Here is a 26480-nt window from a genome sequence, read left to right as displayed (position 1 = left end):
GCGCGGTCAACCGTCGGCGTCGGACGGCGGCGCAGCCGCGCGTCTGCCCTACTGGCCGCGCTTCGCCTGGGCGGCGAAGCGCACCGCCTCCTCGGCGGCCCGGAACAGCGCCTTGGCCTTGTTGACGCATTCCTGCTGCTCGGAGGCGGGATCGGAATCGTAGACGATACCGGCCCCGGCCTGGACGTGCATGGTCCCGTCCTTCACCACCGCGGTGCGTAGGACGATGCAGGTGTCCATCTCGCCCCGCGCGCCGAAATAGCCGATGCAGCCCGCGTACGGCCCGCGCTTCTCGCGCTCCAGCTCGTCGATGATCTCCATGGCCCGCACCTTCGGGGCGCCCGAGACCGTGCCGGCCGGGAATCCCGCCGCCAGGGCGTCCAGGGGATCGTGGCGCGGGTCGAGGTCGCCCTCGACGTTCGACACGATGTGCATGACCTGGCTGTAGCGCTCGATGAAGAACGAGTCGGTCACGCGGACGCTGCCGATCCGCGAGACCCGGCCGGCGTCGTTGCGGCCGAGGTCGAGCAGCATCAGGTGCTCGGCCCGCTCCTTCGGGTCGGCGAGCAGCTCCTCGGCGAGGGCAGAATCCTCGGCCGGGGTCGCGCCGCGGCGGCGCGTGCCCGCGATCGGGCGGACCGTGACCACGCCGTCGCGCACCCGCACCAGGATCTCCGGCGAGGAGCAGACGATCTGGAAGCCCTCGAAATCGAGGTAGCAGAGGAACGGCGCCGGGTTGGTCCGCCGGAGCGAGCGGTACAGGCTGAAGGCCGGCAGCGTGAACGGCGCCGAGAACCGCTGGGACAGCACCACCTGGAAGACGTCGCCCGCGACGATGTACTCCTTGGCGCGCGCCACCATGGCGAAGAAATCGTCCGGCGGCGTGTTCGAGACCGGCTCGGGCGGGGCGACCGCCGACAGGTCCACCCGCGCCTCGATCGGCAGCGGGCCCTCGAGGGCGGCGGCGACCCGGTCGACGCGCTGCAGCGCGTCCTCGTAGGCGGCCCGGGCCGCGGTGCCGGGGGCGGGCCGGATCGGCGAGACGACCGTGATGACGTCGCGGATCGAATCGAACACCACCATCACCCGGGGGCGCACCAGGATCGCGTCCGGCACGCCCAGCGGATCCGGGTTCGGCTCCGGCAGCCGCTCCATGGCGCGGACCATATCGTAGCCGAGGTAACCGAACAGGCCGGCGGCCATCGGCGGCAGGTCCTGGCCGTCCGACTCGCCGATGGCGCTCTCGGCAATCAGGGCCCGCAGGCTCGCCAGCGGCGCCCGCGAATCCGGCTCGAACCGCGTGAGATCGGCCCCCCGCGCGATCGCGGGCGCGCCCGCCCGGCAGCGCCAGATCAGGTCCGGATCGAGGCCGATCATCGAGTACCGGCCGCGGACGGCGCCGCCCTCGACCGATTCGAGCAGGAAGGCCGGCCCGGCATGGCCGGCGCGCAGCTTGAGGAACGCCGCCACCGGCGTCTCGAGATCGGCGACGAGGCTCACCGCCACGAGGCTCGGCTGCCCGGCCTCGTAGCGCGCCGCGAAGGCCGCGTAATCGGGCGCGTCGGCCATGCCTCAGTACTCGCCGCCGATGGCGCGCCGCAGGGCCGCCGGATCGACCTTCACGCCGGCGTTCTTCTGGACCTCGCTGATGTACTCGGACAGCACGTCGTCGGCGAGCGCCGCCTGGAAGCTCTGCGTGATCTGCTTGTCGCTCGGGCTGTCGGCCACGAAGGCCGGCACCGTCGCCGCCGTGACCTTGAAGACCGCCCGCGAATCGCCGGCAGCCGCCGTGCCGGCCTTGCCCACCGGGGTCGCGAAGATCAGGTTCACGACGTCGGCCGTGAGCATGTCCTTGGCTTGGTTGCGGGCGAGATCCTGCGCCTCCTGCAGGTTGACGCCGACCTCCTGGGCGGCGGCCTCCATGGTCTCGCCCTTGTTGATCTTCTCGACGAGCTCGCGGCCCTTGGCCTGGAGGCGCTTGGCGATCTCGGTCGCGCTCCAGCCGGCCTTCACGCCGTCCTTGACCTCGTCGAGGGGCTTGTCGTGGGCGGCGTCGATCCCGGTGACGTCGTACCAGACGTAGCCGCCGGTCTTGGTCCGCAGGGGCTCGTTGTCGCCGCCGATCTCGGCGCGGAACAGGGCCGGCAGGGTGGTCTCGGGGTCCGGGATGTCGGTGATCCGCTGCCCGTCCGGTCCCTTGCCGTTCACGTCCACCGCCTTCACGGCGACGACCTTGAGGCCGCGCTCGGCCGCGATGTCGGCCAGCGGCTTGGCGCCGGCCCGCTGGTCCTCGATCGCGTCGCGGGTGGTCTCCATGGCGTCGCGGGCGCGGGCCAGGGCGAGGGCCTTGCGGATCTCGCCGTCCACCGCCTCGAACGGCTTCACCGTCCCGGCCTCGATCTTGGTCACGCGCAGCAGCACGGTGCCGAACCGGCCCTGGACCGGCTGGCTCACGCCGCCCTCGGGCAGCGCGAAGGCGGCGTCGGCGACGGCCTTGTCGAACAGCTCGCTCTTGGTCAGCGTGCCGAGGGTCAGGTCCTTCTCGTCGGTGCCGCGCTCGGCCGCCACTGCGTCGAAGGTCTTGGAGCCGTCCGTGATCGCCTTGCGGGCCGCCTCGGCGGCGGCCGCGTCGGGGAACACGATCTGCTGGATCGTGCGCTTCTCGGGCGTGCCGTAGCGGTCCTTGTTCAGCGCGTAGGCGGCGCGGGCGTCAGCCTCGGTGATCGCGTCGGGCTTCGCCATCGCTTCGGGCTCGACCACGAGGAGGTTGGCCGCCCGGAACTCCGGCGCCCGGAAGCCGGACTTGTTGGCCTCGTACCAGGTCTTCAACTCGTCGTCCGTCGGCTCGGGGATCTGGCCGGCCACCGAGGGCGTCAGCATCAGGTAGGCGGCCGCGCGGCGCTCGGTGGTGTAGCGATGGACGGCCTCCCGCATGGCGAGCGGCACGTGCAGGTCCGACGACACCGCCTCGGCCAGCTGGAGGCGGGCGATCACCGAGCGCTGCTCGCGCACGAACAGACCCTCGTTGAGGCCGGCGCGCTGCAGGGTCTGGTAGAAGAGCTGCGGCTCGAACTGACCCTGCTGGTTCTGGAAGCTCTTCTCCTCGTGGATCGCCTTGATCACCGAGGAATCCGGCACCGTGAGGCCGAGATCGTGGGTCTTCTGATCGAGGGCGGCCTCGGTGATCAGCTGGGACATCACCTGCCGGTCCAGGCCGAGCATCCGCGCCTGGTCGGGCGTCAGCGGACGCTTCAGCTGGGTCTGATAGCGCTGCAGCTGGTTCTGGTAGGCTTGGCGCACCTGCTCGGCCGTGATCGGCGTGCTGCCGACCGTGGCCACCTTGTTGCTCGCGCCGCCGCGGAAGAACTCCTCCACCCCGAAGATGCCGACACCGGCGATCAGCAGCGTGAAGATGATCGTCAAGACGATCTTGCCGAGCCAGTGCTGGCTGGCGTTGCGGATGCCCTGAAGCATGGTCTGTGATCGAGTACCTTCGGCAGCCGCCCCGTCACCGGGCCGGCGCTGTCCCTGAGAGCCGACCGCGATAGACCATTCGCGTCCACAGGCAAAGGCTCGGGCGGTCCCGGCCGTTTGCACGCTCAAGCTCGCTCTGGTAGGCCCCGGCGACTTCGAGAAAGCCGCGGCGGAGCGAGGGCAGGAATGACGCAGTCTGGGCGCAAGCCGCTTGTCGCCGGCAACTGGAAGATGAACGGGACCCGGGCATCCATCCAGGTTGTCGAGGCGATTCGCGACGGGCTCTCGCCGGACCTCGCGTCGCGCATCGACGTGCTGATCTGCCCGCCTGCGACGCTGATTGGATCCTGCGTGGCGGCGGCGGCCGGATCGCCGATCGCGATCGGCGGCCAGAACCTGCACGCCCGGCCGAGCGGCGCCTTCACGGGCTCGATCTCGGCCGAGATGCTCGCCGATCTCGGCGCCAAGTACGTGATCGTCGGCCATTCCGAGCGCCGGGCCTACCATCACGAGACCGACGACGGGGTCCACGCCAAGGCGCTGGGCGCCCGCCGCGCCGGCCTGTGCGGCATCGTCTGCGTCGGCGAGACCATCGAGGAGCGCGAGCAGGGCCGCGCCCTCGACATCGTCCGCGCCCAGCTCGCCATCGGCCTGCCGAAGGGCGCGACGGCGGCCGACACGGTGATCGCCTACGAGCCGGTCTGGGCGATCGGCTCCGGGCGGACGCCGACGCCGCGCGACATCGCCGAGGTCCACGCCTCCCTGCGGGAGATGCTCGACAAGCTCGTCGGCGACGAGGCGCAGAAGATCCGCATCCTCTACGGCGGCTCGGTGAAGCCCGGGAACGCCAAGGAACTCCTGTCGGTGGACAACGTCGACGGCGCGCTCGTGGGCGGCGCGAGCCTCGTGGCGGAAGACTTCCTGGGGATCTGCGCCGCCTACGCCTGAGCGCGGGCCCGCGAAGCCTGGCTGGGCGCGGCGCGACAGACGCGCCGCGCGACCGTCAGATCTTGAAGGCCTGCCGGGCGAGCAGCCGCCAGCGGCCGCCGTCGCTATGCCAGACCTGCATCACGCCGATATGGACCGGCGACGTCTTGCCGCCCGAGACCACCTCGCCGGTGAAGACGTGGCGCGCGATGGCGTCGTCGCCGACCACCGAGACGGAGCGGTCCGACAGGGTGATGCTCGGGAAGGTCGAGCGCTTGCTGGTCAGCGTCTCGATGAAGGCCGCCTTGTCCTGCACCTGACCGCTGGAATGGCCGTAGCTCAGCCCGTCGAGGGTCAGGGCGTCGAGGGCTGGACCGTCGGCGGCGAGGAGAGCCTTGGTGAGGGCGTCGACCGCCTGCTCGACCGCGGCGCCCCGGGCGGAGGGATCGGTTCCGGCCGCGGAGCCGGAGCCCGGGCGGATCAGGACGGGTGCGGCGATGGCGGCGGCGAGCGCCGCACGGCGTGACACGGACATGGCTTGCCTCCCGGACCGGGCGGCGCGTTCGGTCGGCCGCCCTGCCCCGGCAGAGAGCACGGTGCGCCGACGAAGGCGAGGGTCGGAGCGGACAGTCGGCCGCGCGCGTCAGGTTGGCGGCGGGCGACCGGTGGTGTATGCCGTCGCCAAATTCCGGCCGGTCCGCCCGAAGCGTCCCCCGAAGCCCCCGCCGCACGCCCGTGCGTCGGGGCGGTTCGTGGACGATCGCGGGCCCCGGCCCTCGTGCGTTCGTCTTCCGGTGCCCGCTGCCGGCGCGCGGCGCTGAAGAAGATCCTGGAACACCGATGCAGACCGTCCTGATCGTCGTCCACCTCATCATCGTGCTCGCGCTGATCGGCGTCGTGCTGCTCCAGCGCTCCGAGGGCGGACTCGGGCTCGGCGGCGGTGGCGGCGGTGGCGGCGTCGGCGGGTTCATGACCGGCCGCGGCCAGGCCAACGCTCTGACGCGGGCCACCGCGATCCTGGCGGCCCTGTTCTTCGCCACCAGTCTGACCCTCGCGATCCTGTCGCACCGCTCGGCGGCGCCGAAGTCGATCCTCGACACGGGCGCGCCGCAGACGTCCGGCCAGCCGGCCAAGCAGCCGACCGGTGCCGACAACCTGCTCGACACGCTGCGCCAGCAGCAGGACCGGGCGCCCGCGAACGCCCCGGCCCAGCCGGCACCGGCTCCGTCGTCTCCCGCGCAGCCGGCGGTTCCGGAAGCGCCGCAGTCGCGCTGACGGCGCGCGCCACCGGCGGCGCAGCGTCCGACCCTTGTCCCGACGGACCGGCGCTCGGCCGGTCCACGCCATGCGTTCCGCGATCCCCAGCCCATGCGCGGGCCGGGGCCTCCGTCGTTTGGCAAATGCCAGCAGCTTCTTTATGGACCGAGGCCCATGACGCGGTACGTTTTCATCACCGGCGGCGTGGTCTCCTCCCTCGGCAAGGGCCTCGCCTCGGCGGCCCTGGCGGCGGTCCTCCAGGCCCGCGGCTACCGGGTCCGGATGCGCAAGCTCGACCCCTACCTGAACGTCGATCCGGGCACGATGAGCCCGACGCAGCACGGCGAGGTGTTCGTCACCGACGACGGCGCCGAGACCGACCTCGACCTCGGGCATTACGAGCGCTTCACCGGCGTTCCGGCGAGCCGGGCCGACAACATCACGACGGGCCGGATCTACCAGGACATCATCGCCAAGGAGCGCCGCGGCGACTACCTCGGCGCCACGATCCAGGTGATCCCGCACGTCACCAACGCGATCAAGGACTTCGTCCTCGACGGCAACGACAGCTTCGACTTCGTGCTGGTGGAGATCGGCGGCACGGTCGGCGACATCGAGGGCCTGCCGTTCTTCGAGGCGATCCGGCAGCTCGGGCAGGAGCTGCCGCGGGGCACCTGCTGCTACGTCCACCTGACGCTGCTGCCCTACATCCCGTCCGCCGGCGAGCTGAAGACCAAGCCGACCCAGCACTCCGTGAAGGAGCTGCGCTCCATCGGCATCCAGCCCGACATCCTGCTCTGCCGCTGCGACCGGCCGATCCCGATGGACGAGCGGCGCAAGCTCGCGCTGTTCTGCAACGTCCGCCAGACCGCGGTCATCGAGGCCCTCGACGTGGCCTCGATCTACGAGGTGCCGCTCTCCTATCGGACCGCGGGCCTCGACCGGGAGGTGCTCGGCCACTTCGGCCTGGAGCACGGCGAGGAGCCGGATCTCGGCCGCTGGCAGACCATCGCCGAGCGCGTGCGCAATCCCGAGGGCGAGGTCTCGATCGCCATCGTGGGTAAGTACACGGGGCTGAAGGACGCCTACAAGTCGCTGACCGAGGCGCTGACCCACGGGGGCATCAGCCACCGGGTGAAGGTCAATCTCGAGTGGATCGAGGCCGAGGTGTTCGAGCGCGAGGATCCGGCGCCCTTCCTCGAAGGCCTCAACGGGATCCTCGTGCCGGGCGGCTTCGGTCAGCGCGGGGCCGAGGGCAAGATCCGCGCGGCCCGCTACGCCCGCGAGAAGCGCATCCCCTATCTCGGCATCTGCTTCGGCATGCAGATGGCGGTGATCGAGGCGGCCCGCTCGCTGGCCGGGATGCCGGAGGCCAACTCCACGGAGTTCGGCGACACCGCCGAGCCGGTGGTCGGCCTGCTCACCGAGTGGCTGCGCGGCAACGAGCTGGAGCGGCGCGCGGCGGCCGGCGATCTCGGCGGCACGATGCGGCTCGGCGCCTACGAGGCGAAGCTCGACCCCGAGTCCAAGATCGCCCAGATTTACGGGTCCGATCAGATCTCGGAGCGCCACCGCCACCGCTACGAGGTCAACATGGCCTATCGCGAGCGGCTGGAGGCCAAGGGCCTGCGCTTCTCGGGCGTGTCCCCCGACGGCCTGTTGCCCGAGACGGTGGAGCATGTCGGGCACCCGTGGTTCATCGGCGTGCAGTTCCACCCGGAGCTGAAGTCGCGTCCGTTCGAGCCGCACCCGCTGTTCAAGGGCTTCGTCGGCGCCGCGATCGAGCAGAGCCGCCTGGTCTGAGGCCGCGGCGGCGCGCCGCTGCTCGCGCGGCGGCCCGCGGCCCTATATCCTCGGTGCCGTGACCGAGATCCTCTTCTACCATATGCAGCGGCAGCCCCTGGAGAAGGTGCTGCCGAACCTCGTCGAGCGCTCGCTGGACCGCGGCTGGCAGTCCGCGATCCAGGCGGCGAGCGAGGAGCGCCTGCAGGCGCTCGATGACCACCTCTGGACTTATTCCGACGAGAGCTTCCTGCCGCACGGCACCGACCGCGAGCCCGACGCCGCGAGCCAGCCGGTGGTGCTCACGCTCCGGGACGTGAATCCCAACACCGCCTCGATCCGCTTCCTGGTGGAGGGCGCCGACCTGCCGCCCGACGCCGGGCAGTACGAGCGGATCTGCATCCTGTTCGACGGGACCGACCAGGACGCGCTGCTGCGCGCCCGCGAGCAGTGGAAGCAGGCCAAGGACGCCGGTCACGCGGTGGCCTACTGGCAGCAGGACGAGTCCGGACGCTGGAACAAGAAGGCTTGATGGTGGCCCCCCACGCACGTCTCGCGCGCGCCGCGCTCGCCCTCGCCCTGGCTCTGGCCGCGCCCCCAGCCACCCTCGCCCAGGACGCGCCGCACGGCCATCCCGCGGAGAGCAAACCGGCGCAGCGCGGACCGGAGGGGCGCCGCCTGCCGCCCGATTCGACGACCAAGCAGAGCGTGACGCTGCCGGACGGCCGGACCCTCGACTTCACCGCCACCGCCGGCAGCCTGCCCCTCGTCGACGAGGCGGGCAAGCTGCAGGCCGAGATCGCCTACGTCGCCTACACGATGGCGCCGCAGGCCGGCCGGGAGCGTCCCGTCACTTTCGCGGTCAATGGCGGCCCGGGCGCCGCCTCGGCCTATCTCAATATCGGGGCGATCGGGCCCTGGCGGCTGCCGGTCGGCGGCGACAGCATCAGCCCGTCGCAGCCGGTGACGCTGACGCCCAACGACGGGACGTGGCTCGGCTTCACCGACCTTATCTTCCTCGATCCCGTGGGGACCGGGTACAGCCGGGCCGCGGACGGGAACGGCAAGGCCTACTGGTCGATCGAATCCGACGCCTCGACCCTGGCGGCGACCATCGCGCGCTACCTGCGCGTCAACGACCGCATGGCGAGCCCGAAATTCTTCGTCGGCGAGAGCTACGGCGGCTTCCGCGGCCCGCTGATCGCCGAGAAGCTCCAAGAGGAGATCGGCGTCGGCCTGTCCGGCATGGTGCTGCTCTCGCCGGTGCTCGATTTCGCGTGGCTGGAGACGCCGCGGGCCAATCCGTGGGGCTACGTGCTGAAGCTGCCCTCGCTGGCGGCGGGCGCGCTCGAGCGGGCCGGCACGGTGCCGACGCCGACCCTGCTCGGCGACGCGGAGGCCTACGCCTCGGGCCCGTACCTGAGCGACCTGCTCAAGGGGCCGAGCGACACGGCCGCCGTCGCCCGGATGACCGAGAAGGTCGCGCCCCTCGTCGGTCTCGACCCCGCCCTGGTGCGCGCGCAGGCGGCGCGCCTCTCGACCCGCAGCGTCCAGCGCGAGATCGACCGCGCAGAGGGCCGCGTGACCAGCGCCTACGACACCGGCATCACCGGCTGGGACCCGAACCCGGACGCCGCCCAGTCGAGCTTCGAGGATCCCCAGCTCACCGCCCTCCAGGCACCGCTGACGAGCGCGATGCTCGACCTCTACGCGCGGACGCTGAAATGGCCGGTGACCAACATGCGCTACGAGCTCCTGAACAACGCCGTCAATCGCGGCTGGAGCTGGGGCTCGGGCCGGCAGGCGCCCGAGGTCCTGTCGAACCTGAAGGGCGATCTGGCGCTCGACGGGCACCTGCGCGTCCTCGTGGCGCACGGCTTCACCGACCTGGTGACGCCCTACTTCGCCTCGAAGCTCCTGCTGGCGCAGGTCCCGGCCTACGCCGCCGGCCGCCTGAGCCTCGCGGTCTATCCGGGCGGGCACATGTTCTACACGCGTCCGGATTCGCGCGCCGCCTTCCGGGCGGACGTGGAGCGGATGTACACGGACGCCCTGAAGGTGCGCGACGCCGGCTCGACCCGTCCGGCCGGAGCCCCCGCCGAGCATCTCCGGACGGCGCCGTAGCGCCTCCGGCCCGCCGCGCCGGTCACGCGTCGTCGAAGGCGAGGGCCTCGGCCGGGTAATCCACCATCGTCCGGCGCTGCGCGTCGGTGTTCTGCCACTCGCCGACCTTCATGTAGCGGCCCTCGAGATCGCGGACCTCGACCACCTTCCCGATGGTGGGGATCGACTGGAAGCCCTGCGGCCAGTTCGACGCGAAGTAGAAGACCTGCTCGACGTGGTCCGAGAGGTGGCAGATCCCCGGCCCGAAGGTCCCCAGCCCGAAGACGAGGTAGCGGCCGTTCACGAGCGCCGCGACGTCGGAGATCAGCGACTCGCTCTGGATCTCCACGGGCAATCCGCGCCGCTCGGCGTACGCCTCCACCTCGGCGATGACCGGATTCAGTCTGTTCTCGAAGACGAGCTTGACCGAGCGGATCCGACCCTCGGCCAGGAGCCGGTCGATGACCATCCGGTAGAACGCGAAGGGCGGCTGCGGGTAGTGCGGATCGACCCAGGTGCTGAAGATGTCGCCCGACCGGATGTGGATCAGGAGTTGGTCGTGGGGCTTCACCGGGAAGCTCTTCGGCAGGCCGTTGAACAGCGGCCGGATCACGCTCTGCACGATCGCGCGCGAATCCGTCGGCCCCCGCAGCGCGGTCACGCGCTCGAACTGCGTCGGGTCGAAATACAGGCCCGACAGGAAGTAGCCGTCCGCCGGCAGCGGCTCGTCCGGCGGGATGAAGGTGATCCCGTCGCAGGTCAGCCGCTCGGTCAGGAAGATCACCTTGCTGCGGTCGACCTTGGGTACCTTGATGTACTTCAGGTTGAGCGCCTTCGCGATGGACACCGCGATGATGTACTGGACGAGGCAGTTGCCGAAGGCGCCGTTCTCGAACAGCGACAGGCCGACCAGGGCGTGGCTGGCGCGGTCGGGCGCCGACTGGAGCGCGTAGGTGACGTAGACGTTGGCGCCGGGCTTCTCGTTCAGGAGCGTCACGTCGAGGCCGAGCATCGCCCGCAGCGCGATCAGGTCGACCGCGGCCTCGTCGGCGCGGATGCCGATGCCGGCGATCCGGGCCGGTTCGGGCGCGGCGATCCGGACCGCGCGCGCCCAGGCCCGCTCGTCGGGGACGATTGCGGCGACGAGGGTGTCCGGGGTCGCGGTCCAGCCGGCGAGGTCCGGCTCGGCCCACGTCACGCCGTCCTGCGAGACCGCCACCGCGACGTCGCCGGGCTCCGCGGGAACCGCCCCCTCCCCCGGCCGCAGGGCGACGGAATGGATCGGGAAGCGGCCGCCGAGGTCGACCTCGAGCCACGTCGTTCCCGTGCCCGCATCGGAGACGATCCGCGGCTCACGGCCGGCCGCGAGATCGACGAGAACCGGGATCGGATCGTCTGTCGGGGCCATCGGGTCTCCGGGAGTTCAGCGCCCGCGCCGGGGCCGGGCGGGTATCGGGTGCGGCGGTGCCCGCTCCGGGGCGCGGCCGTCAAGCCCGCCCCGATCGCGGGGCGGGCACGGGAAACGGCCGCGATCCGGCGCCGCTCCGTTGTGTCCCGGCGGTCATGCGTCTACAACGGCCGGGCGACGGTGCCCCGGAGACGGGGTGAAAAGGGAATGCGGTGAGGGGTTTGAAGCCCCGATTCCGCGGCTGCCCCCGCAACTGTGAGCGGCGAGCGCCCGCCAAGCGCCACCGGAGCGATCCGGGAAGGCGGTGGGCGCGCCGAGCCGCGAGCCAGGAGACCTGCCGTCGTGACAGGATCCCGCAATGCCGCCGGTGGGGCGGCTGGAGACGCTTCTGATGACGACGCAAACCCTCGCCCCCGTCGCCGCCGGCACCCGCGCGTCGGAGCGCCCGATCGCCGTCGCGCTCGCGGCCGTGTTGGGCCTCGGCCTGCTGTTCATGGCGGGCTTCTCGCCGGCGATCGCGCTCCACAACGCGGCGCACGATTTCCGGCACACTCAGAACTTCCCCTGCCACTGACGTCCCGGGACCAGGGATGATCATCCGGCTCCTGTCGGCGGCCCTCGCCGCCGGCTTCTTCGCGGCTGCCATCGTGACGGGGCTCGAACTCACGCTGACCTCGCCGCTGATCGTCGCGGTCGAGCGCTACGAGCAGCAGGAGGCGCCGAACCGGGCTGCCAAGGCGCTCCCGATCAAGGCGTTCCCGATCGTGCTGGCCCATGCCGGGCACGACCACGCCGCGCCCGACGCCGCGCCGGAATGGCAGCCCGCGCCCGGCCTGCCGCGGATGGCCTTCACCGGGCTCGCGACCCTCGTGGGCGGCGTTGGCTACGCGCTGCTGCTCGGCGCGGTGATGCTCGCCTGCGGCCGCGAGCCCACGCCGCAGGTCGGCCTCGCCTTCGCGGTGGCGGGCTTCGCCAGCGTCGCCCTCGCGCCGGGCCTCGGCCTGCCGCCGGAATTGCCCGGCAGCGCGGCGGCCCCGCTCGCGACGCGGCAGGCGTGGTGGGTGATGACCGCCGCGGCGACCGGCATGGGGCTCTACCTGATCACGATCCGCCGCGCGCTGATCACGATCCTCGGGGGGCTCGTCCTGATCATCGCCCCGCACGTCGTCGGCGCCCCGCAGGCGCCCGAGGCCGCATCCGAACTTCCGGCGGCGCTCGCCGCGCAATTCGCCGCGCGGTCGCTCGCCATCAGCTTCGTGTTCTGGATCCTGATCGGGCTGGGGCTCGGCTGGGCGTGGCAGGCCTTCGCCCGCGGCGCGGATCGGGGAGCGGCCCGTGCCTGAGACCGTTCTCTACGTCTGCACCACCTGCCGCCGCCCGGACGACGATCCGGACGGGCCCCGCGCCGGGGCCCGCCTGCTGGAGGCGCTCCGGGGGCGGAGCGGCGCTACGCCGGACCTGCGGGTCGAGGCGGTGGAGTGCCTGTCGGTCTGCAAGCGGCCCTGCACCGTGGCGGTCGCCGCGGCCGACCGCTGGACCTACGTCTACGGCGACATGGATCCGGCCGCCTCGGCCGAGATCATCCTCGGCGGTCTCGCGGCCTACGCGGCGACCCCGGACGGCATCGTGCCCTGGCGCGAGCGTCCGGAGGCGTTCCGCAAGGGCGTGATCGCCCGCATCCCCCCTTTCCCAGAACCCCGCCCGGTCCCCGCCGGCACCCTGGAGCCCGCGGAATGACCCTCGTGAACAAGATCCCCTGCACCATCGTCACCGGCTTCCTCGGGGCCGGCAAGACGACCCTCGTCCGCCACGTGGTCGAGAACGCCAAGGGGCGCCGCCTCGCCATCCTGGTGAACGAGTTCGGCGACATCGGCTTCGACAAGTCCTTCCTGGCCGCCTGCGGCGTCGAGGGCTGCACCGAGGACGCCATCGTCGAGCTGCCGAACGGCTGCATCTGCTGCACGGTCGCGGACGATTTCGTGCCGGCGCTGGAGACCCTGCTCGGCCGCGCCGAACCGCCGGAGCACATCCTGATCGAGACCTCGGGCCTCGCCCTGCCGAAGCCGCTGGTCCAGGCGTTCCAGTGGCCGGCGATCCGCTCGCGGGTGACCGTCGACGGCGTGGTCGCGGTGGTCGACGGCCCGGCGGTGGCCTCGGGCGCCTTCGCGGAGGACCCGGAGGCCCTCGCGGCCCAGCGCGCCGCCGACCAGTCGGTCGACCACGACAACCCCCTGGAGGAGGTGTTCGAGGACCAGCTCCTCTGCGCCGACCTCGTGGTCGTCAACAAGGCCGACCTGATCGACGCCGCGACGCGGGCGCGGGTCCGCGCCGAGGTCGAGGGGCACCTGCCCCGCGCCGTGAAGGTGGTCGAGACCGAGAACGGCGCCATCGACCCGCGGGTGCTGCTCGGCCTCGGCGCGGCCGCCGAGGACGATCTCGACGCCCGACCCTCGCATCACGGCGAGGGCGAGGACCATGACCACGACGATTTCGAGACCGTGGCGCTGCCGGTGCGCCCGGCGGTGACCGCGGGGGATCTCGCGGCCCGGGTTGAGGCGGCGGCCGAGGCCGCCGGCGTCCTGCGCATCAAGGGCTTCGCCGAGGTCGAGGGCAAGCCGATGCGCCTCGTGGTGCAGGGTGTCGGCCGGCGCGTGACCCATCATTTCGACCGCCCCTGGCGGGCCGGGGAAGCCCGCGACGGGACGCTGGTGGTGATCGGCCTCAAGGGCTTCGACAAGAACGCCGTCGCGGCGGCCCTCGCGGGATGAGGCCGGTCGCGCACGCCCGCCCGGACTCGCTCTAGGGGCCGCCGCGGTGCATCTCGTGCGCATCGATGCCGTCTCCCTCGACGAGGGCGAGGCGGCCGTGGATCTCGGGCAGGAGCCCGGCGACCTCGTGGTGCTGTCCTTCACCGACAGCGACCTCGCGTCGGTCGGGCAGGCCCACGCCGCGGAGCCCGGCCTGCCGAGCCTGCGGCTCGCGAAGCTCGCCAGGCTGCGGCACCCGCTCTCGGTCGACCTCTACGTCGAGCGCGTCGTGGCGCGCGCCAAGGTCGTGGTGATCCGCTGCCTGGGCGGCCTCGATTACTGGCGCTACGGGATCGAGCGCTGCGCCGAGGCCGCGCGGGCGCACGGCGTCGTCCTCGCGGTCCTGCCGGGCGACGACCGGCCGGACCCGCGCCTCGCCGCCTTCTCCACCGATCCCGACCTCGCCGGGCAGCTCGACGCCTATTTCCGGGCCGGCGGCCCCGACAACCTGCGGCGGATGCTGCGGCGCCTCGCGATCCGCCTGGGCGCCGACGGCCCGGTCGAGCCGCCGCAGCCGCTCCCGCGCGGGTTTCCCTGGTGCCCCGGCTGCGGAGTTCTTCCCCTCGAGGCAGCCCTCGCCGCGGCCGCAACCGCGGTCCCGCTCGCCGGAGCGCGCAGCGCGGCGGAGCCCGTCGCGCTCCTGCTGATCTACCGCTCCGCCGTGCTCGGAGGCGACACCGGCCCGTTCGTCGCCCTCGCCGCCGCCCTGCGGGCGCGCGGGATCGGCGTGCTGCCGATGGCCGTATCCAGCCTGAAGGAGCCACAGGCCGCCGCCGCGGTCGCCGCGGCCGTGCGCGCGCGCAGGCCCGACCTCGTGATCGCCGCGACCGCCTTCTCGGCCCGCGAGGACGAGACCGGTTTCGTGCTCGACGGCGGCGACTGCCCGGTTCTCCAGGCCTTCACGGTCGGCTCGCCCCGCGCGGCCTGGGAGGCCTCCGCCCGCGGTCTCGGCGCGGCCGATCTCGCCATGCAGGTCGCGCTGCCGGAATTCGACGGCCGGCTCTCGGGCTTCCCGATCTCGTTCAAGGAGGAGAGTGCCGAGATCGCCGGCTTCGCCGAGCGGCGCGCCGTGCCCTACGAGGCCGGCATCGCCGCGCTGGCCGACCGGGCCGCGGGATGGCTGCGGCTGTCCGCCCTGCCCCGGGCGGCGCGGCGCGTCGCCCTGGTCCTGTCCGACTACCCTGCCCGCGGCGGCCGGGCCGGCTTCGCGGTCGGCCTCGACACGCCCGCGAGCGCCCGCGCGATCGCCGCCGACCTCGCGGCCGCGGGCTACGCGGCGGGCGCGCTTCCGGAGCCCGGAGCGCTGATGGCGGCGCTCACGGAGGGCCCGGCCGCCTTCCGGGTGCCGCTCGCGGACTACGCGGCGTGGTGGCGCACGCTCTCCGAGGACGTCCGCGCCGCCGTGACCGACAGCTGGGGTGAAGCCGAGGCGGACCCGGCCTGCGTCGACGGCGCCTTCCGGTTCCGGATGGTCCGGGACGGCGGCCTCGCGGTCTTCCTCCAGCCCGACCGCGGCCGCGATCCCGATCGCAAGAAAGGCTACCACGACCTCGACCGCGCCCCGACCCACGCCTACCTGGCCTTCCATCTCGGCCTGCGGCAGCAATTCGACGCCCTGGTGCAGCTCGGCACGCACGGCACCGCGGAGTGGCTGCCGGGCAAGGCCGTGGCCCTGTCACCCGACTGCTTCCCGGCGCTCTGCGTCGGCGGGCTGCCGGTGATCTACCCGTTCATCGTCGACGACCCGGGTGAGGCCGCGCCGCTCAAGCGCCGCCTCGGCGGCGTGGCGCTCGGGCACCTCACGCCCGACACCGCCGTCCACGCGCTGACGCCCGAGGCGGCCCGCCTCCGCGAGCTGGTGGAGGAGTATTCCGCCGCCAGCGTGCTCGATCCCCGCCGGGCCGATCTCATCGCCCGCGCCATCCTGGAGGAGGCCGGATCGGCCGGACTGCTGGACGGGGCCGGGATCGGCGCGGACACGCCGATGGACGAGGCGCTGACGCGGCTCGACGCGCATCTCTGCGATCTCGGCGAGACCGTCTTCCGCGACGGCCTGCACGTCTTCGCCCGCGCTCCGGACGAAGCCGCGGAGGCCGTCGCGGCGAGCGCGGACTCCGAGCGCGCCGGTCTGCTCGCCGCCCTCGACGGGCGGTTCGTCCGGCCCGGCCCCTCCGGCTCGCCGTCCCGCGGGCGGGCCGACGTGCTCCCGACCGGGCGCAACCTCGCGACCCTCGACCCGCGGGCCATCCCGAGCCGCGCCGCCGCGCTCCTCGGCGAGAAAGCCGCCTCCGCCGTGGTGACCCGCTACCTCCAGGACGAGGGCGCCTATCCGGCCCGGATCGTCATGGATCTCTGGGCCTCGCCGACCCTGCGCACCGGCGGCGAGGACGTGGCCCACGCCCTCGCCCTGATGGGCGTGCGGCCGGTCTGGGACCACGCCAGCACCCGCGTCACCGGCTTCGAGATCCTGCCCCTCGCCATGCTGGACCGGCCGCGGATCGACGTCACCGTGCGGGTCTCCGGCGCGTTCCGCGACACCTTCCCGGACACGCTCGCGCTGCTCGACCGCGCCGCCCGCGCCGTGGCGGACCGGGACGAGGCCGACGAGGAGAATCCCCTCGCGGCGGCGCGGCGGCGGGGCGACGCGTCGGTGCGCGTCTACGGGGCCGCGCCCGGCCGCTACGGCGCCGGCACCGCCGCCACGGCCCTGGACGGCGCCTGGGAGGACCGCGCCGATCTCGGCCGCGCCTACCTGGCCGCGAGCGGCCACGCCTACGGCGACCGCGAGGGGCCGGACGCCGATTTCGCCGCCAGGGTCGCGGCGGCCGACGCCTATCTCCACGCCTTCGACGTGGCCGAGCGCGACCTGTTCGACGGCGACGCCGCCGTCGACGCAATGGGCGGTTTCGCGGCGGCGGCGGCCCTGGAGGGGGCGAGCCCCACCCTCTACAGCCTCGACGTGTCGGTCCCGGAACGGCCGAAGGCGCGGACGGCCCGGGAGGATTCCGCCCGCCTGATCCGCGGGCGCCTCGCCGATCCCCGCTGGATCGCGGCCCAGCTGCGCCACGGCTACCGGGGCGCGCAGGAACTCGCCCAGGGGCTCGACGCGGTCTTCGTCCTGGCCGCCGCGAGCGACGCGGTGACGGATGCGGGCTTCGAGGCGCTCTACGCGGCCTGGATCGCCGACGCCGAGGTGTTCGAGCGCCTGCGCGCCGCCAACCCCGCTGCAGCCCGCGCGATCCTGGAGCGGTTCGACGAGGCCCAGGACCGCGGCCTCTGGCACAGCCGACGCAACGCCCTCCCGGCCGACGCCCTGATGCGCGAGGCCGCCGAGTGAGCGCGGCCTTGCATCGGCGCGCCCTGCCCGAGGCGCCGGCCCGCCGGGGCTGGTGCCCCGGTCTGACGCGTCCCATGCCGACGGGCGACGGCCTGCTCGCGCGCGTCCACCCGCCGCTCGGGCTCCTGACCCTCGATCAGGCCCGCGCCGTGGCGGAGGGCGCGCGCCGCTTCGGGAACGGGCACCTGGACCTGACCGCACGGGCGAATCTCCAGATCCGCGGCGTCTCCGAGGCGACTCGTGCGCCGCTGGCCACCTGGCTCGCGGCCCGGGGGCTCGGCGACGTGCGCGCCGACGGCGGCCCCCAGCGCCTGACGCTCACGAGCCCCCTGGCCGGCCACGACCCGGACGAGACGATCGACGTGCCGGCCCTCGCCCGGGCGATCGAGACCGCGGGGCTCGCGATCCCGGGGTTGCCGGCCAAGACCCTGGTCGCTGTCGAGGGCCGCCCCGGCCGGGTGCTGCCGGAGGCGGATCTCTGCGTCGTCGCCGAGGGGCCGGGCCGCGTCGCGATCACGGTCGCGCACGGTGAGACCCAGCGGACGCTCCTGACCTGCGCGGAGGACGCGGCGCCGGGCCACGTGGCGGCCCTGCTCGGAGCCTTCGCGCGGACTGGCCGGCGCCGGATGCGCGACCTATCGAACAGCGAACTGACCGCGCTGACCGAGGCGCTTCCGTCAGGAGAGTCCCCCGCAGGACCGGCACAAGCGCACCGGAGCTTCGCACGGGAATGGGAGCCGGCACGTCCGGCGGGCGGACGCCACCTTAGAAGCGTCGCCGTCGACGCGCCCTTCGGACGCTGTACCGCCGACGCCCTCGACCGGATCATCGCCGCAACGGCGGCACTCGGCGCGAACGAGATCCGCCTCTCGCCCACGCGCGGATTCGTGATGCTGGTGCCGGCCACCGCCTCCGACGCGGCGGCGGCCGCGGCGGCGCTCGCGGCGGAGTTCATCGTCGTCCCCGACGATCCGCGGCGCGCGATCGCGGCCTGCACGGGGGCGCCGGGCTGCGCCTCCGGATCGACCCCCACGCTCGCGGACGCGGCGCGCCTCGCGGAGGCGTTCGGCCCCCTGGCGGTCGCGGGGCATGCCGCGCACGTCTCGGGCTGCGCCAAGGGCTGCGCGCGGCCCGGCCCGGCCGACCTGACCCTCGTGGGCCGGGACGGCCTCTACGGCGTGGTGATCGGGGGTGCGCCCGGCGATGAGCCGGCGATGGATCTCCCTATCGAGGCCGTGCTGGAGCGGCTAGGAAGGGCCGAGATCGACGGGCTCTCCGCCGCCTTCGCGCCGGAGATCACCCCTTCGGAATGCGGGAGGACCAGGAGACCGGCATGAGCGCGAGCCAGAACGCCCTGCGCCAGACAGGATCGGAGCCGGCCGCGGCCCACGAGTCCCCGTCCCGCTACGACTACATCCGCGACGGCGGCGCGATCTACGCGCGCTCCTTCGCGATGATCCGCGCCGAGTCCGATCTCGGGCGCTGGTCGGGCGCCGCCGAGCGCGTCGTCGTCCGCATGATCCATGCCTGCGGCATGACCGACCTGCCGGCCGACGTGGAGATGGCGCCCGGTTTCGCCGAGGCCGGCGTCGCGGCCTTGAAGGCCGGCGCACCGATCCTGTGCGACGTCCGCATGGTCGCCGACGGCGTCACCCGGGCCCGCCTGCCGGCCGACAACAGGGTGATCTGCACCCTGGGCGACCCGCGCGTGCCGGATCTCGCCCAGAGCCTCGGCACGACCCGGTCCGCGGCCGCCATGGAGCTGTGGCGGGAGCACCTCCCGGGCAGCGTCGTGGCGGTGGGCAACGCCCCGACCGCGCTGTTCCGGCTCCTGGAACTGCTCGATGCCGGCGTGGCGCCGCCCGCCGCGGTGATCGGCATCCCGGTCGGCTTCGTCGGCGCGGCGGAGTCCAAGGAGGCCCTGGCGCGGGACGGCCGCGTGCCGTTCGTGGTCGTGCACGGGCGGCGCGGCGGCAGCGCCATGACGGCCGCGGCGGTCAACGCGCTCGCCAGCGAGGTCGAGTGATGGACGGTTTCGAGCGCCTCGACGGCCCGACCGAGGAGATCCCCGCGGCCGCGGTGACGGGCACGCTCTACGGCGTCGGTATGGGCCCGGGCGATCCGGAGCTGCTGACCGTGAAGGCGCAGCGCATCCTGATGCGCGCGCCGGTGCTGGTGCATTTCTGCAAGCGCGGCCGGCGCGGCAACGCCCGCACCATCGCGGACGCGATCCTGCGCGACCCGGCCCGCGAGATGGCCCTCGCCTATCCCTACACGACCGAGATCCACCCCGAGCACCCGGACTACGTGGCGGCGCTCGCCGGCTTCTACGACGACGCGGCCGGGCAGCTCGCCGACCACCTGGGCGCCGGGCGGGACGTCGCGATCCTGTCGGAGGGCGACCCGTTCTTCTACGGGTCGTTCATGCACCTGTGGCGGCGCCTGAAGGACCGCTTCCCCGTGGAGGTGGTTCCGGGCGTCACCGGCATGTCGGGCTGCTGGACCCGGGCCGGCACGCCGATCACCTGGGGCGACGACGTCCTCACCGTCCTGCCGGCGACCCTGTCGCTCGACGCGTTGACCGAGCGCCTGCGCGGCACGGACGCGGCCGTGGTGATGAAGCTCGGGCGCCACCTGCCGAAGGTGCGGGCCGCTCTCTCGGCCGCCGGGCTGCTGGCGCGCGCCGTCTACGTGGAGCGCGGCACGATGGCGGGCGAGCGGGTCGTGATGCTGGCCGACAAGGCCGACGACGACGCGCCCTACTTCTCGATGGTGCTCCTGCCCGGAGAGGGCCGCCGACCGTGAGCGGAAGCCTCACCGTCGTCGGCCTCGGGCCGGGCGACGCGGCCCTGCTGACCGAGTCGGCCCGCCGGGCGCTGGACGCGGCGGAGGACGTCGTCGGCTACTTCCCCTACGTGGCCCGCGTGCCCGAGCGTCCCGGCCTCGTCCGGCACGCCAGCGACAACCGGGTGGAGGTCGACCGGGCGCGCCACGCGCTGCAGCTCGCCGCCTCCGGCCGCAGGGTCGCGGTCGTCTCCGGCGGCGATCCCGGCGTCTTCGCCATGGCCGCGGCGGTGTTCGAGGCGGTCGAGTACGGCGAGCCCGGCTGGCGCGACCTCGCCATCACGGTGGAGCCGGGCATCACCGCGATGCTCGCCGCCGCGGCCCGGCTCGGGGCACCGCTCGGCGGCGACTTCTGCGCGCTCTCGCTCTCGGACAACCTGAAACCCTGGCCGGTCGTGACCGCGCGGCTGGAGGCGGTGCTGCGCGCGGATTTCGTGGTGGCGCTCTACAACCCGATCTCTACCGCCCGGCCCTGGCAGCTCGGGGCGGCGCTGGAGATCGCGGCCGGGATCCGCGCGCCCGAGACGCCGGTGATGTTCGCCCGCGCCGTCAGCCGGCCGGACGAGGCGATCCGCGTCGCGACCCTCGCCGAGGCGCCCGCGGTGCCGGCCGACATGGCCACAATGGTGATCCTGGGCGCCTCGACGACGCGGCTGATCCCGCGCGCGGGCCGGGCGCCCTTCGTCTACACCGCCCGCAAGGTCGAGGGTTCGGCGTGATCGCCCGCGTCCAGCCAGCGGCGCGCGCCCGCGGCGTCCGCGACGCTCGGCACGTCGGGCTTGCCCGGCCGCCGCACCATCACGACCGGGATGCCGAGGCCGCGCGCCGCCGCGATCTTGCCGTAGGTCGCCGCGCCGCCCGCGTTCTTGCTGACCACGATCTCGATCCGGCTGGCCCGCATCAGGGCCGTCTCGGACGCGGCGTCGAACGGTCCGCGCGCCTCCAGGGCGGTCAGATGCGGCACCGGAAGGATCCCGCCCAGCGGCTCGACCGTCCGCGCCAGGTAGCTGTGCTGCGGCGCCGCCGCGAAGGCCCCGGCCTCCTGCCGGCCGATCGTCAGGAACACGCGCCGGGGCTCGGGGCCGAGGGCGGCGACCGCCTCCTCCATCCGGTCGACCTCGACCCAGTCGTCGCCGGGCTCCCGGCTCCAGGCCGGCCTGCGGATCGCGAGGAGCGGCACGCCCGTCAGGGCCGCCGCGCGCGCGGCGTTGGCCGACATCCGCGCGGCGAACGGGTGGGTCGCGTCGATCAGCCGGGTGATCGCCTCGGCCTCCAGGTAGCGGGCGAGGCCCTCGGCGCCGCCGAAGCCGCCGATCCGGGTCGGCACAGGCTCGGGCTTCGGCGCCGCCGTCCGTCCCGCCAGCGAGAGCGTCACGGCGCGATCCGCCTGACCCGCGAGCGACCGCACCAGGGCGCTCGCCTCGCCGGTCCCGCCGAGGATCAGGATCCGCATCGTGCCGGTGATCGGGGGCGGCGTGTTCATGGGCGCCTTGTCCATGAGCGCTGACTCGCTGTCGAGCGCCCCGTGGCTGTCGATCGTCGGGATCGGCGAGGACGGTCGGGCCGGGCTGACGCCGTCCGCCGCCGCCGCGCTCGACGCCGCTAAAGTGGTCTATGGCGGCCGGCGCCACCTCGCCCTCGCCGGGCCGCTCGACGCGGAGACGCGGCCCTGGCCGAGCCCGATCCACGAGGCCTATCCCGAGATCCTGGCGCGGCGCGGCCGGCCGACCTGCATCCTCGCCACGGGCGACCCGTTCCACTACGGCATCGGCGCCGAGATCGCCCGGCTGGTGCCGGCGGACGAGATCCGCGCCTTCCCGCAGCCTTCGGCCTTCAGCCTCGCCTGTGCCCGGCTCGGCTGGCCGCTCGCCGAGTGCGCCCTGGTCACGCTCCACGGTCGCGCGCTGACTCGGATCGTCCCGCATCTCCAGCCGGGTGCGCGGCTGCTCGTCCTGTCGTGGGACGGCACGACGCCCGGCGCCCTCGCCGCCCTGCTGCGCGACCGGGGCTTCGGCGCGTCGACGCTGACGGTGCTGGAGGCGATGGGCGGTCCGCGCGAGCGCGTCCGCACCCTCCGCGCCGACGCGTTCGACGGCGCCGACTTCGATCCGCTGAACACGGTGGCGCTCGCGGTGGCGGGTGCCGGCCGCGCCCTGCCCCTCGCGCCAGGCCTCGACGACGACCTGTTCGAGAATGACGGGCAGCTGACCAAGTCCGAGATCCGGGCCCTGACCCTGTCGGCGCTGCGCCCGCATCCGGGACAGCATCTCTGGGATGTCGGTGCGGGCGCCGGCTCGATCGCGATCGAGTGGATGCTGCGCCACGCGAGCCTGCGCGCCACCGCGATCGAGGGAAGGCCGGACCGCGTCGAGCGGATCCGCCGCAACGCCGTCGCGCTCGGCGCCCCGGACCTCGCCGTCGTCGCCGGCACGGCACCGGGCGCGCTCGCCGGCCTGCCCGCGCCGGACGCGGTTTTCATCGGCGGCGGCGTCTCGGAACCGGGGGTCCTCGCGACCGTGCTGGCGGCGCTGCGGGGCGGCGGTCGCTGCGTCGCCAACGCCGTGACCCTCGAGGGCGAGGCCGCGCTGCTCGCGGCCTTCGCGGCGCATGGCGGGAGCCTGCGCCGCTACGGCGTGGAGCGGGCGAGCCCGGTCGGGGAAATGCACGGCTGGCGCCCGGCCATGACGGTGATCCAGTGGGCCTGGACCAAGCCGTGACCGGAGCGCTGGTCGCCGGCATCGGGTTCCGCCGGGGCACCGAGGCCGAGGAGATCGCGGAGTTGATCGAGCGCGCTCTCGTCCTGGTCGGCGCCGCGCGGTCGAGCCTCGCGGCCGTGGCCACGGCGGACGACCGGGCGTCGGACCCGGCGATCCGCGCGGCGACGGCCCGGTTCGGCCTGGCACCGCATCCCATCGCCGCCGCCGCGCTGGAGGCCCGCGACGCCGAGATCGTCACCCGCTCGGCGCGGATCGAGCGCCTGCGCGGCGTCGGCTCGCTGGCCGAAGCGGCGGCCCTCGCCGGCGCCGGGCCCCGGAGCCGCCTCGCCCTACCCCGGATCGCGAGCGGCGGCGCCACTTGCGCCCTGGCCGTCCGATACGACACGACACGGGAATCATGACCGTCCACTTCATCGGCGCCGGCCCCGGCGCGGCCGACCTGATCACGGTGCGCGGGCGCGACCGCATCGCGGCCTGCCCCGTCTGCCTCTACGCCGGTTCGCTCGTCGCACCCGAGATCCTGGGCTGGTGCCCGCCCGGTGCCCGGATCATCGACACGGCGCCCCTCGACCTCGACGCCATCCTGGCGGAGATCCGGACGGCGCACGCGGCCGGCCAGGACGTGGCGCGCCTGCATTCCGGCGACCTGTCGATCTGGAGCGCCCTGGCCGAGCAGATGCGCCGGCTCGACGCGCTGGCCATTCCCTACACGGTGACGGCGGGTGTCCCCGCCTTCGCGGCCGCGGCCGCGCTGCTGCGCCGGGAGCTGACGGTCCCGGGCGTGGCCCAGACCGTGGTCCTGACCCGCACCTCCGGGCGGGCGAGCGCCATGCCCGAGCGGGAGACGCTGGCGGCCTACGCGGCCACCGGCGCGACCCTGGCGATTCACCTTTCGATCCACGTCGTCGAGGCCGTCGCCGCCGAGCTGATCCCCTTCTACGGCCCGTCCTGCCCGGCGGCGGCGGTGTTCCGAGCCTCCTGGCCGGACGAGCGGGCGCTCGTGGGCGATCTCGCCGCGCTGCCCGGGCTCGTCGCGGAGGCCGGTCTGGAGCGCACCGCCCTGATCCTGGTCGGACCGGCGCTGGGCGCCGCGGAGTTCCGCGAGAGCGCTCTCTACGCGCCCGACTACGACCGGCGCTACCGGCCCGGCGGCACGGTGGGGTCGCGGTCGTGAGCGCCCCCGGCCTCCTCGTCGCGGCGCCGCGCTCCAGCTCCGGCAAGACGACCGTCGCCCTCGCGCTCATGCGCGCCCTCACCCGGCGCGGCCTTCGGGTGCGCGGCGCGAAGTGCGGCCCGGACTACATCGATCCGGCCTTCCACCACGCCGCGACCGGCCATCCGAGCTTCAACCTCGACAGCTTCGCCATGGCGCCGCCGCTCCTCGACGCGCTGGCGGGCGCGACGGCGGCGGCGGCCGATCTGCTGATCGCCGAGGGGTCCATGGGCCTGTTCGACGGCGTCCGCGCGGCCGAGAACCGCACCGGGGCGAATGCCGACATCGCCGCGCGCTACGGCTGGCCGGTGGTGCTCGTGGTGGACGTGTCGGGCGCGGCGCAATCGGCGGCCGCCGTGGCGCTCGGCTGCAAGCTCTACGATCCCCGCATCCGGATCGCCGGCGTGATCCTCAACAAGGTGGCGAGCGCCCGTCACCGGCGCCTCGTCGAAGCCGGCATGGAGCGCGCGGGACTGCCGGTGCTCGGCGCGCTGATGCGCGACGCGCAGCTCGTCCTGCCCGAGCGCCACCTGGGGCTCGTGCAGGCCGGCGAGACCGCGGATCTCGCCGCGCGCCTCGACAGGCTCGCCGACCTCGCGGAGGCGGGCATCGACCTCGACGCCGTGAGGGCCTGCGCGAGCGGCACCGTACCGCCCTCCGGTGGCCGCCTGCCCCGGCCGCCCGGACAGCGCGTGGCGGTCGCCCGGGACGCGGCGTTCAGCTTCCTCTATCCGCATCTTGAGACCGGGTGGCGGATGGCCGGCGCCGAACTCGTGCCGTTCTCGCCCTTGGCCGACGAGGGACCGCCCGAGGATTGCGACGTCTGCTGGCTGCCGGGCGGCTATCCGGAACTGCACGCGGGCCCGATCGCCGGCGCGACCCGCTTCCTGGACGGGCTGCGCCGCTTCGCGCGGACCCGGCCGGTCCACGGGGAGTGCGGCGGCTACATGGTCCTGGGCGAGACGTTGCAGGATGCCGACGGAGCGACCCATGCCATGGCCGGACTGCTACCGGTCGCGACCTCGTATCACCGGCGCAAGCTGCATCTCGGCTATCGCGTCGCGCAACTCTGCGAATCCGGCCTGCTCGGCGCCGCGGGCACGCGCCTCGTCGGCCACGAATTCCACTACGCCAGCGAACTCTCGCCGATCGCGCCGGAGGAAACGGCGCTCGCCCGCGTGACGGATGCCGAAGGTGTCGATCTGGGACTGGCCGGCCACCGGGTCGGACCCGTCACCGGCAGCTTCTTCCACCTGATGGCGACCGATCCGCCGTGACGCCGGGCTCGGCGCAGCCGCTTCGAAGGTCCCCGAGGTGAAGCCTGTTTCGCGCGCCGGTCAGGCCGGATCCGTCGTCGGCGCGGTTGCGCCGCGGTTCTGCGCGAGTCGCGCGGCGCTGCGGACCAGCGCGAGCACGTCGCGGCGCATCTGCTCGTCCTCGATCTGGGCGTAGGCGCGCAGCAGCTCGATGGCGCCGTGGGCGCTGAGGAAGCCGAACACGTCCTCCTGCGCGTTCTCGCGCGGCTCGTTCTCCTCGAAGAACGCGGAGACCGGAACCTCGAGGAGGCGCGCGATCTCGCGCAGCCGGCCGGCCCCGACCCGGTTCTGGCCCTTCTCGTATTTCTGAACCTGCTGGAAGGTCACGCCGACCGCGTTGCCCAGCGCGGTCTGGCTCATGCCGCGAGCCTTGCGCAACGCTGTGATCCGGATGCCGACGAGGCGATCGACGTCCGTCGTCTGCTTCGGCATCGTCTGGCCGGAGGAATCCTTGTCCATGGCGTGGGCTGCATCCTCCTGCGGACGGGGTGTCTTCGCCTCGCTGTCGCGCCGCTTCACCGTCCGCCCCTTAGTCGCATGTCCTGCACGCCAGGTTGCCGGTACTCCGTGCCGATGTCCGGCTATAGCCCTGATCCCGACACAGGTGAACCGCGGCGCAGTAGGACACCAAGTTGTCAAGCTTCGCAAGTCGAAGGTTACATCTTCTAGTTTAAGCCCACACATCTTTGCAACATTGTTGCTCAAATGTCGACGTGGAGGTCAGGGCTGCTTTCGAGGTGCGCCTTGTCGCCGCGCGGCGGTACCCCTTAGGACCACAGGGACATGTAGGTTCGGTACCGCGCAGGAGGCACGCATGTTCATCGCGATGAATCGCTTCAAGGTCGTTAAGGACGCGACGGCGGATTTCGAGGCCGTCTGGCTCGGGCGCGACAGCCACCTCGGCGAGATGCCGGGCTTCGTCGAGTTTCACCTGCTGCGCGGCCCCGAGCACGAGGACCACGTGCTCTACGCCTCGCACACGATCTGGCGATCGCGTGCCGATTTCGAGGCCTGGACCCGGTCCGAGCAGTTCCGCAAGGCGCATGGCCGCGTGCCCTCGACCAAGCCCCTGTATCTCGGCCACCCCCAATTCGAGGGTTTCGAGACGATCCAGACGGTCGGCGGGACGGCCGATGCGCGCCAGGACGCGGACGCCGTCTGAACGCGGCGGACCCCGGCCGCCCTTCGGCCGGGGTCATTCGAGCCGCCGATCCGGTTGAAACCGCGATGAAAGAAACCCGCGTGAATTGAAATAGCTCCGGCGAAAACGGTCCCCCGTCAAACCTCGTGACGGC

General features: G+C 73.4%; 25 protein-coding genes and 1 riboswitch. Of the genes, 19 read left to right on the top strand and 6 right to left on the bottom strand.

Annotation, left to right across the window (positions count from 1 at the left end; genetic code table 11):
• Positions 1–48: 48 nt before the first annotated feature.
• Together trpE and ASG32_RS16330 are read right to left on the bottom strand one after the other, a co-directional pair.
• Positions 49–1569, bottom strand: coding sequence for an anthranilate synthase component I (gene trpE / locus ASG32_RS16335; protein WP_056528109.1), 1521 nt, complete (start codon positions 1567–1569; stop codon positions 49–51).
• 3 nt (positions 1570–1572) lie between these two features.
• Complete coding sequence (locus ASG32_RS16330) at positions 1573–3474, bottom strand: peptidylprolyl isomerase (protein WP_056528106.1); 1902 nt, start codon at positions 3472–3474, stop codon at positions 1573–1575.
• 186 nt (positions 3475–3660) lie between these two features.
• Between ASG32_RS16330 and tpiA the strand changes: the two genes are divergently transcribed.
• The gene (tpiA, locus tag ASG32_RS16325) at positions 3661–4422 is read left to right on the top strand and encodes a triose-phosphate isomerase (RefSeq protein ID WP_020094621.1); all 762 of its coding nucleotides are present in this window, start codon (positions 3661–3663) and stop codon (positions 4420–4422) included.
• A gap of 55 nt (positions 4423–4477) precedes the next feature.
• On the opposite strand, the gene ASG32_RS16320 is transcribed toward tpiA, so the two are convergent.
• The gene (locus tag ASG32_RS16320; RefSeq protein WP_056528103.1) at positions 4478–4936 is read right to left on the bottom strand and encodes a nuclear transport factor 2 family protein; all 459 of its coding nucleotides are present in this window, start codon (positions 4934–4936) and stop codon (positions 4478–4480) included.
• A 305-nt stretch (positions 4937–5241) separates the two neighbouring features.
• Between ASG32_RS16320 and secG the strand changes: the two genes are divergently transcribed.
• From secG to ASG32_RS16300, 4 genes are all read left to right on the top strand, one after another.
• Complete coding sequence (gene secG, locus ASG32_RS16315; protein WP_020094623.1) at positions 5242–5676, top strand: preprotein translocase subunit SecG; 435 nt, start codon at positions 5242–5244, stop codon at positions 5674–5676.
• Between the two features lie 156 nt (positions 5677–5832).
• Positions 5833–7461: a CTP synthase gene (locus ASG32_RS16310; RefSeq protein WP_020094624.1), complete on the top strand. Its 1629-nt coding sequence runs from the start codon at positions 5833–5835 to the stop codon at positions 7459–7461.
• 58 nt (positions 7462–7519) lie between these two features.
• On the top strand, positions 7520–7972 hold the full coding sequence (locus ASG32_RS16305; RefSeq protein WP_056528099.1) for a DNA polymerase III subunit chi: 453 nt from the start codon (positions 7520–7522) through the stop codon (positions 7970–7972).
• Complete coding sequence (locus tag ASG32_RS16300; RefSeq protein WP_056528096.1) at positions 7972–9564, top strand: peptidase S10; 1593 nt, start codon at positions 7972–7974, stop codon at positions 9562–9564. The genes ASG32_RS16305 and ASG32_RS16300 overlap by 1 nt, the downstream gene beginning before the upstream one ends.
• 22 nt (positions 9565–9586) lie before the next feature.
• On the opposite strand, the gene ASG32_RS16295 is transcribed toward ASG32_RS16300, so the two are convergent.
• Complete coding sequence (locus tag ASG32_RS16295) at positions 9587–10951, bottom strand: discoidin domain-containing protein (protein ID WP_056528093.1); 1365 nt, start codon at positions 10949–10951, stop codon at positions 9587–9589.
• A 161-nt stretch (positions 10952–11112) separates the two neighbouring features.
• Positions 11113–11308: riboswitch (cobalamin riboswitch) on the top strand.
• Between the two features lie 34 nt (positions 11309–11342).
• Here ASG32_RS16295 and ASG32_RS16290 point away from each other — a divergent pair.
• From ASG32_RS16290 to cobJ, 9 genes are read left to right on the top strand one after another with little or no spacing between them, the layout of a single operon-like run.
• On the top strand, positions 11343–11525 hold the full coding sequence (locus ASG32_RS16290; RefSeq protein WP_024829520.1) for a CbtB domain-containing protein: 183 nt from the start codon (positions 11343–11345) through the stop codon (positions 11523–11525).
• A 16-nt stretch (positions 11526–11541) separates the two neighbouring features.
• A complete protein-coding gene (locus ASG32_RS16285) occupies positions 11542–12294 on the top strand; it encodes a CbtA family protein (RefSeq protein WP_056528090.1) in 753 nt (250 codons plus the stop codon).
• Positions 12287–12688 (top strand): DUF1636 domain-containing protein, encoded by a 402-nt coding sequence (locus ASG32_RS16280; protein ID WP_056528087.1) that lies wholly within the window; start codon positions 12287–12289, stop codon positions 12686–12688. Before ASG32_RS16285 ends, ASG32_RS16280 begins: the two co-directional genes overlap by 8 nt.
• The gene (gene cobW, locus ASG32_RS16275; protein ID WP_056528083.1) at positions 12685–13719 is read left to right on the top strand and encodes a cobalamin biosynthesis protein CobW; all 1035 of its coding nucleotides are present in this window, start codon (positions 12685–12687) and stop codon (positions 13717–13719) included. Before ASG32_RS16280 ends, cobW begins: the two co-directional genes overlap by 4 nt.
• Positions 13720–13765: 46 nt before the next feature.
• Positions 13766–17095 (top strand): cobaltochelatase subunit CobN, encoded by a 3330-nt coding sequence (gene cobN / locus ASG32_RS16270; RefSeq protein ID WP_056528080.1) that lies wholly within the window; start codon positions 13766–13768, stop codon positions 17093–17095.
• Complete coding sequence (cobG, locus tag ASG32_RS16265) at positions 17092–18432, top strand: precorrin-3B synthase (protein WP_056528077.1); 1341 nt, start codon at positions 17092–17094, stop codon at positions 18430–18432. Before cobN ends, cobG begins: the two co-directional genes overlap by 4 nt.
• The gene (locus tag ASG32_RS16260) at positions 18429–19121 is read left to right on the top strand and encodes a precorrin-8X methylmutase (protein ID WP_280141585.1); all 693 of its coding nucleotides are present in this window, start codon (positions 18429–18431) and stop codon (positions 19119–19121) included. The genes cobG and ASG32_RS16260 overlap by 4 nt, the downstream gene beginning before the upstream one ends.
• Positions 19121–19900, top strand: a complete 780-nt coding sequence (locus ASG32_RS16255; RefSeq protein WP_012320065.1) for a precorrin-2 C(20)-methyltransferase — start codon at positions 19121–19123, stop codon at positions 19898–19900. Before ASG32_RS16260 ends, ASG32_RS16255 begins: the two co-directional genes overlap by 1 nt.
• On the top strand, positions 19897–20658 hold the full coding sequence (cobJ, locus tag ASG32_RS16250) for a precorrin-3B C(17)-methyltransferase (protein WP_020094636.1): 762 nt from the start codon (positions 19897–19899) through the stop codon (positions 20656–20658). Before ASG32_RS16255 ends, cobJ begins: the two co-directional genes overlap by 4 nt.
• Here cobJ and ASG32_RS16245 read toward each other — a convergent pair.
• Positions 20625–21437, bottom strand: a complete 813-nt coding sequence (locus ASG32_RS16245; RefSeq protein ID WP_056528074.1) for a cobalt-precorrin-6A reductase — start codon at positions 21435–21437, stop codon at positions 20625–20627. The two genes, cobJ and ASG32_RS16245, sit on opposite strands and share 34 nt — an antisense overlap.
• On the opposite strand from ASG32_RS16245, the gene ASG32_RS16240 reads away from it, so the two are divergent.
• From ASG32_RS16240 to ASG32_RS16225, 4 genes are read left to right on the top strand one after another with little or no spacing between them, the layout of a single operon-like run.
• Positions 21436–22656 carry a bifunctional cobalt-precorrin-7 (C(5))-methyltransferase/cobalt-precorrin-6B (C(15))-methyltransferase gene (locus tag ASG32_RS16240; RefSeq protein ID WP_056528071.1) on the top strand — a complete coding sequence of 407 codons (1221 nt, stop codon included), beginning with the start codon at positions 21436–21438 and terminating at the stop codon, positions 22654–22656. The two genes, ASG32_RS16245 and ASG32_RS16240, sit on opposite strands and share 2 nt — an antisense overlap.
• The gene (locus tag ASG32_RS16235) at positions 22653–23057 is read left to right on the top strand and encodes a cobalamin biosynthesis protein (RefSeq protein ID WP_244492000.1); all 405 of its coding nucleotides are present in this window, start codon (positions 22653–22655) and stop codon (positions 23055–23057) included. The genes ASG32_RS16240 and ASG32_RS16235 overlap by 4 nt, the downstream gene beginning before the upstream one ends.
• A complete protein-coding gene (gene cobM, locus ASG32_RS16230) occupies positions 23054–23830 on the top strand; it encodes a precorrin-4 C(11)-methyltransferase (protein ID WP_056528065.1) in 777 nt (258 codons plus the stop codon). The genes ASG32_RS16235 and cobM overlap by 4 nt, the downstream gene beginning before the upstream one ends.
• Positions 23827–25146: a cobyrinate a,c-diamide synthase gene (locus ASG32_RS16225; protein WP_056528062.1), complete on the top strand. Its 1320-nt coding sequence runs from the start codon at positions 23827–23829 to the stop codon at positions 25144–25146. The genes cobM and ASG32_RS16225 overlap by 4 nt, the downstream gene beginning before the upstream one ends.
• Positions 25147–25206: 60 nt before the next feature.
• Here ASG32_RS16225 and ASG32_RS16220 read toward each other — a convergent pair whose 3' ends face one another.
• Complete coding sequence (locus ASG32_RS16220; RefSeq protein ID WP_020094642.1) at positions 25207–25644, bottom strand: helix-turn-helix transcriptional regulator; 438 nt, start codon at positions 25642–25644, stop codon at positions 25207–25209.
• A 355-nt stretch (positions 25645–25999) separates the two neighbouring features.
• Between ASG32_RS16220 and ASG32_RS16215 the strand changes: the two genes are divergently transcribed.
• A complete protein-coding gene (locus ASG32_RS16215; protein WP_042672224.1) occupies positions 26000–26347 on the top strand; it encodes an antibiotic biosynthesis monooxygenase in 348 nt (115 codons plus the stop codon).
• Positions 26348–26480: the final 133 nt, after the last annotated feature.

Origin of the sequence: Methylobacterium sp. Leaf361, assembly GCF_001424445.1 — a bacterium.
Classification (GTDB): Bacteria; Pseudomonadota; Alphaproteobacteria; order Rhizobiales; family Beijerinckiaceae; genus Methylobacterium.
The sequence above is the reverse complement of the archived record's forward strand: the minus strand, read 5'-3'. Positions and strand labels throughout refer to the sequence as shown.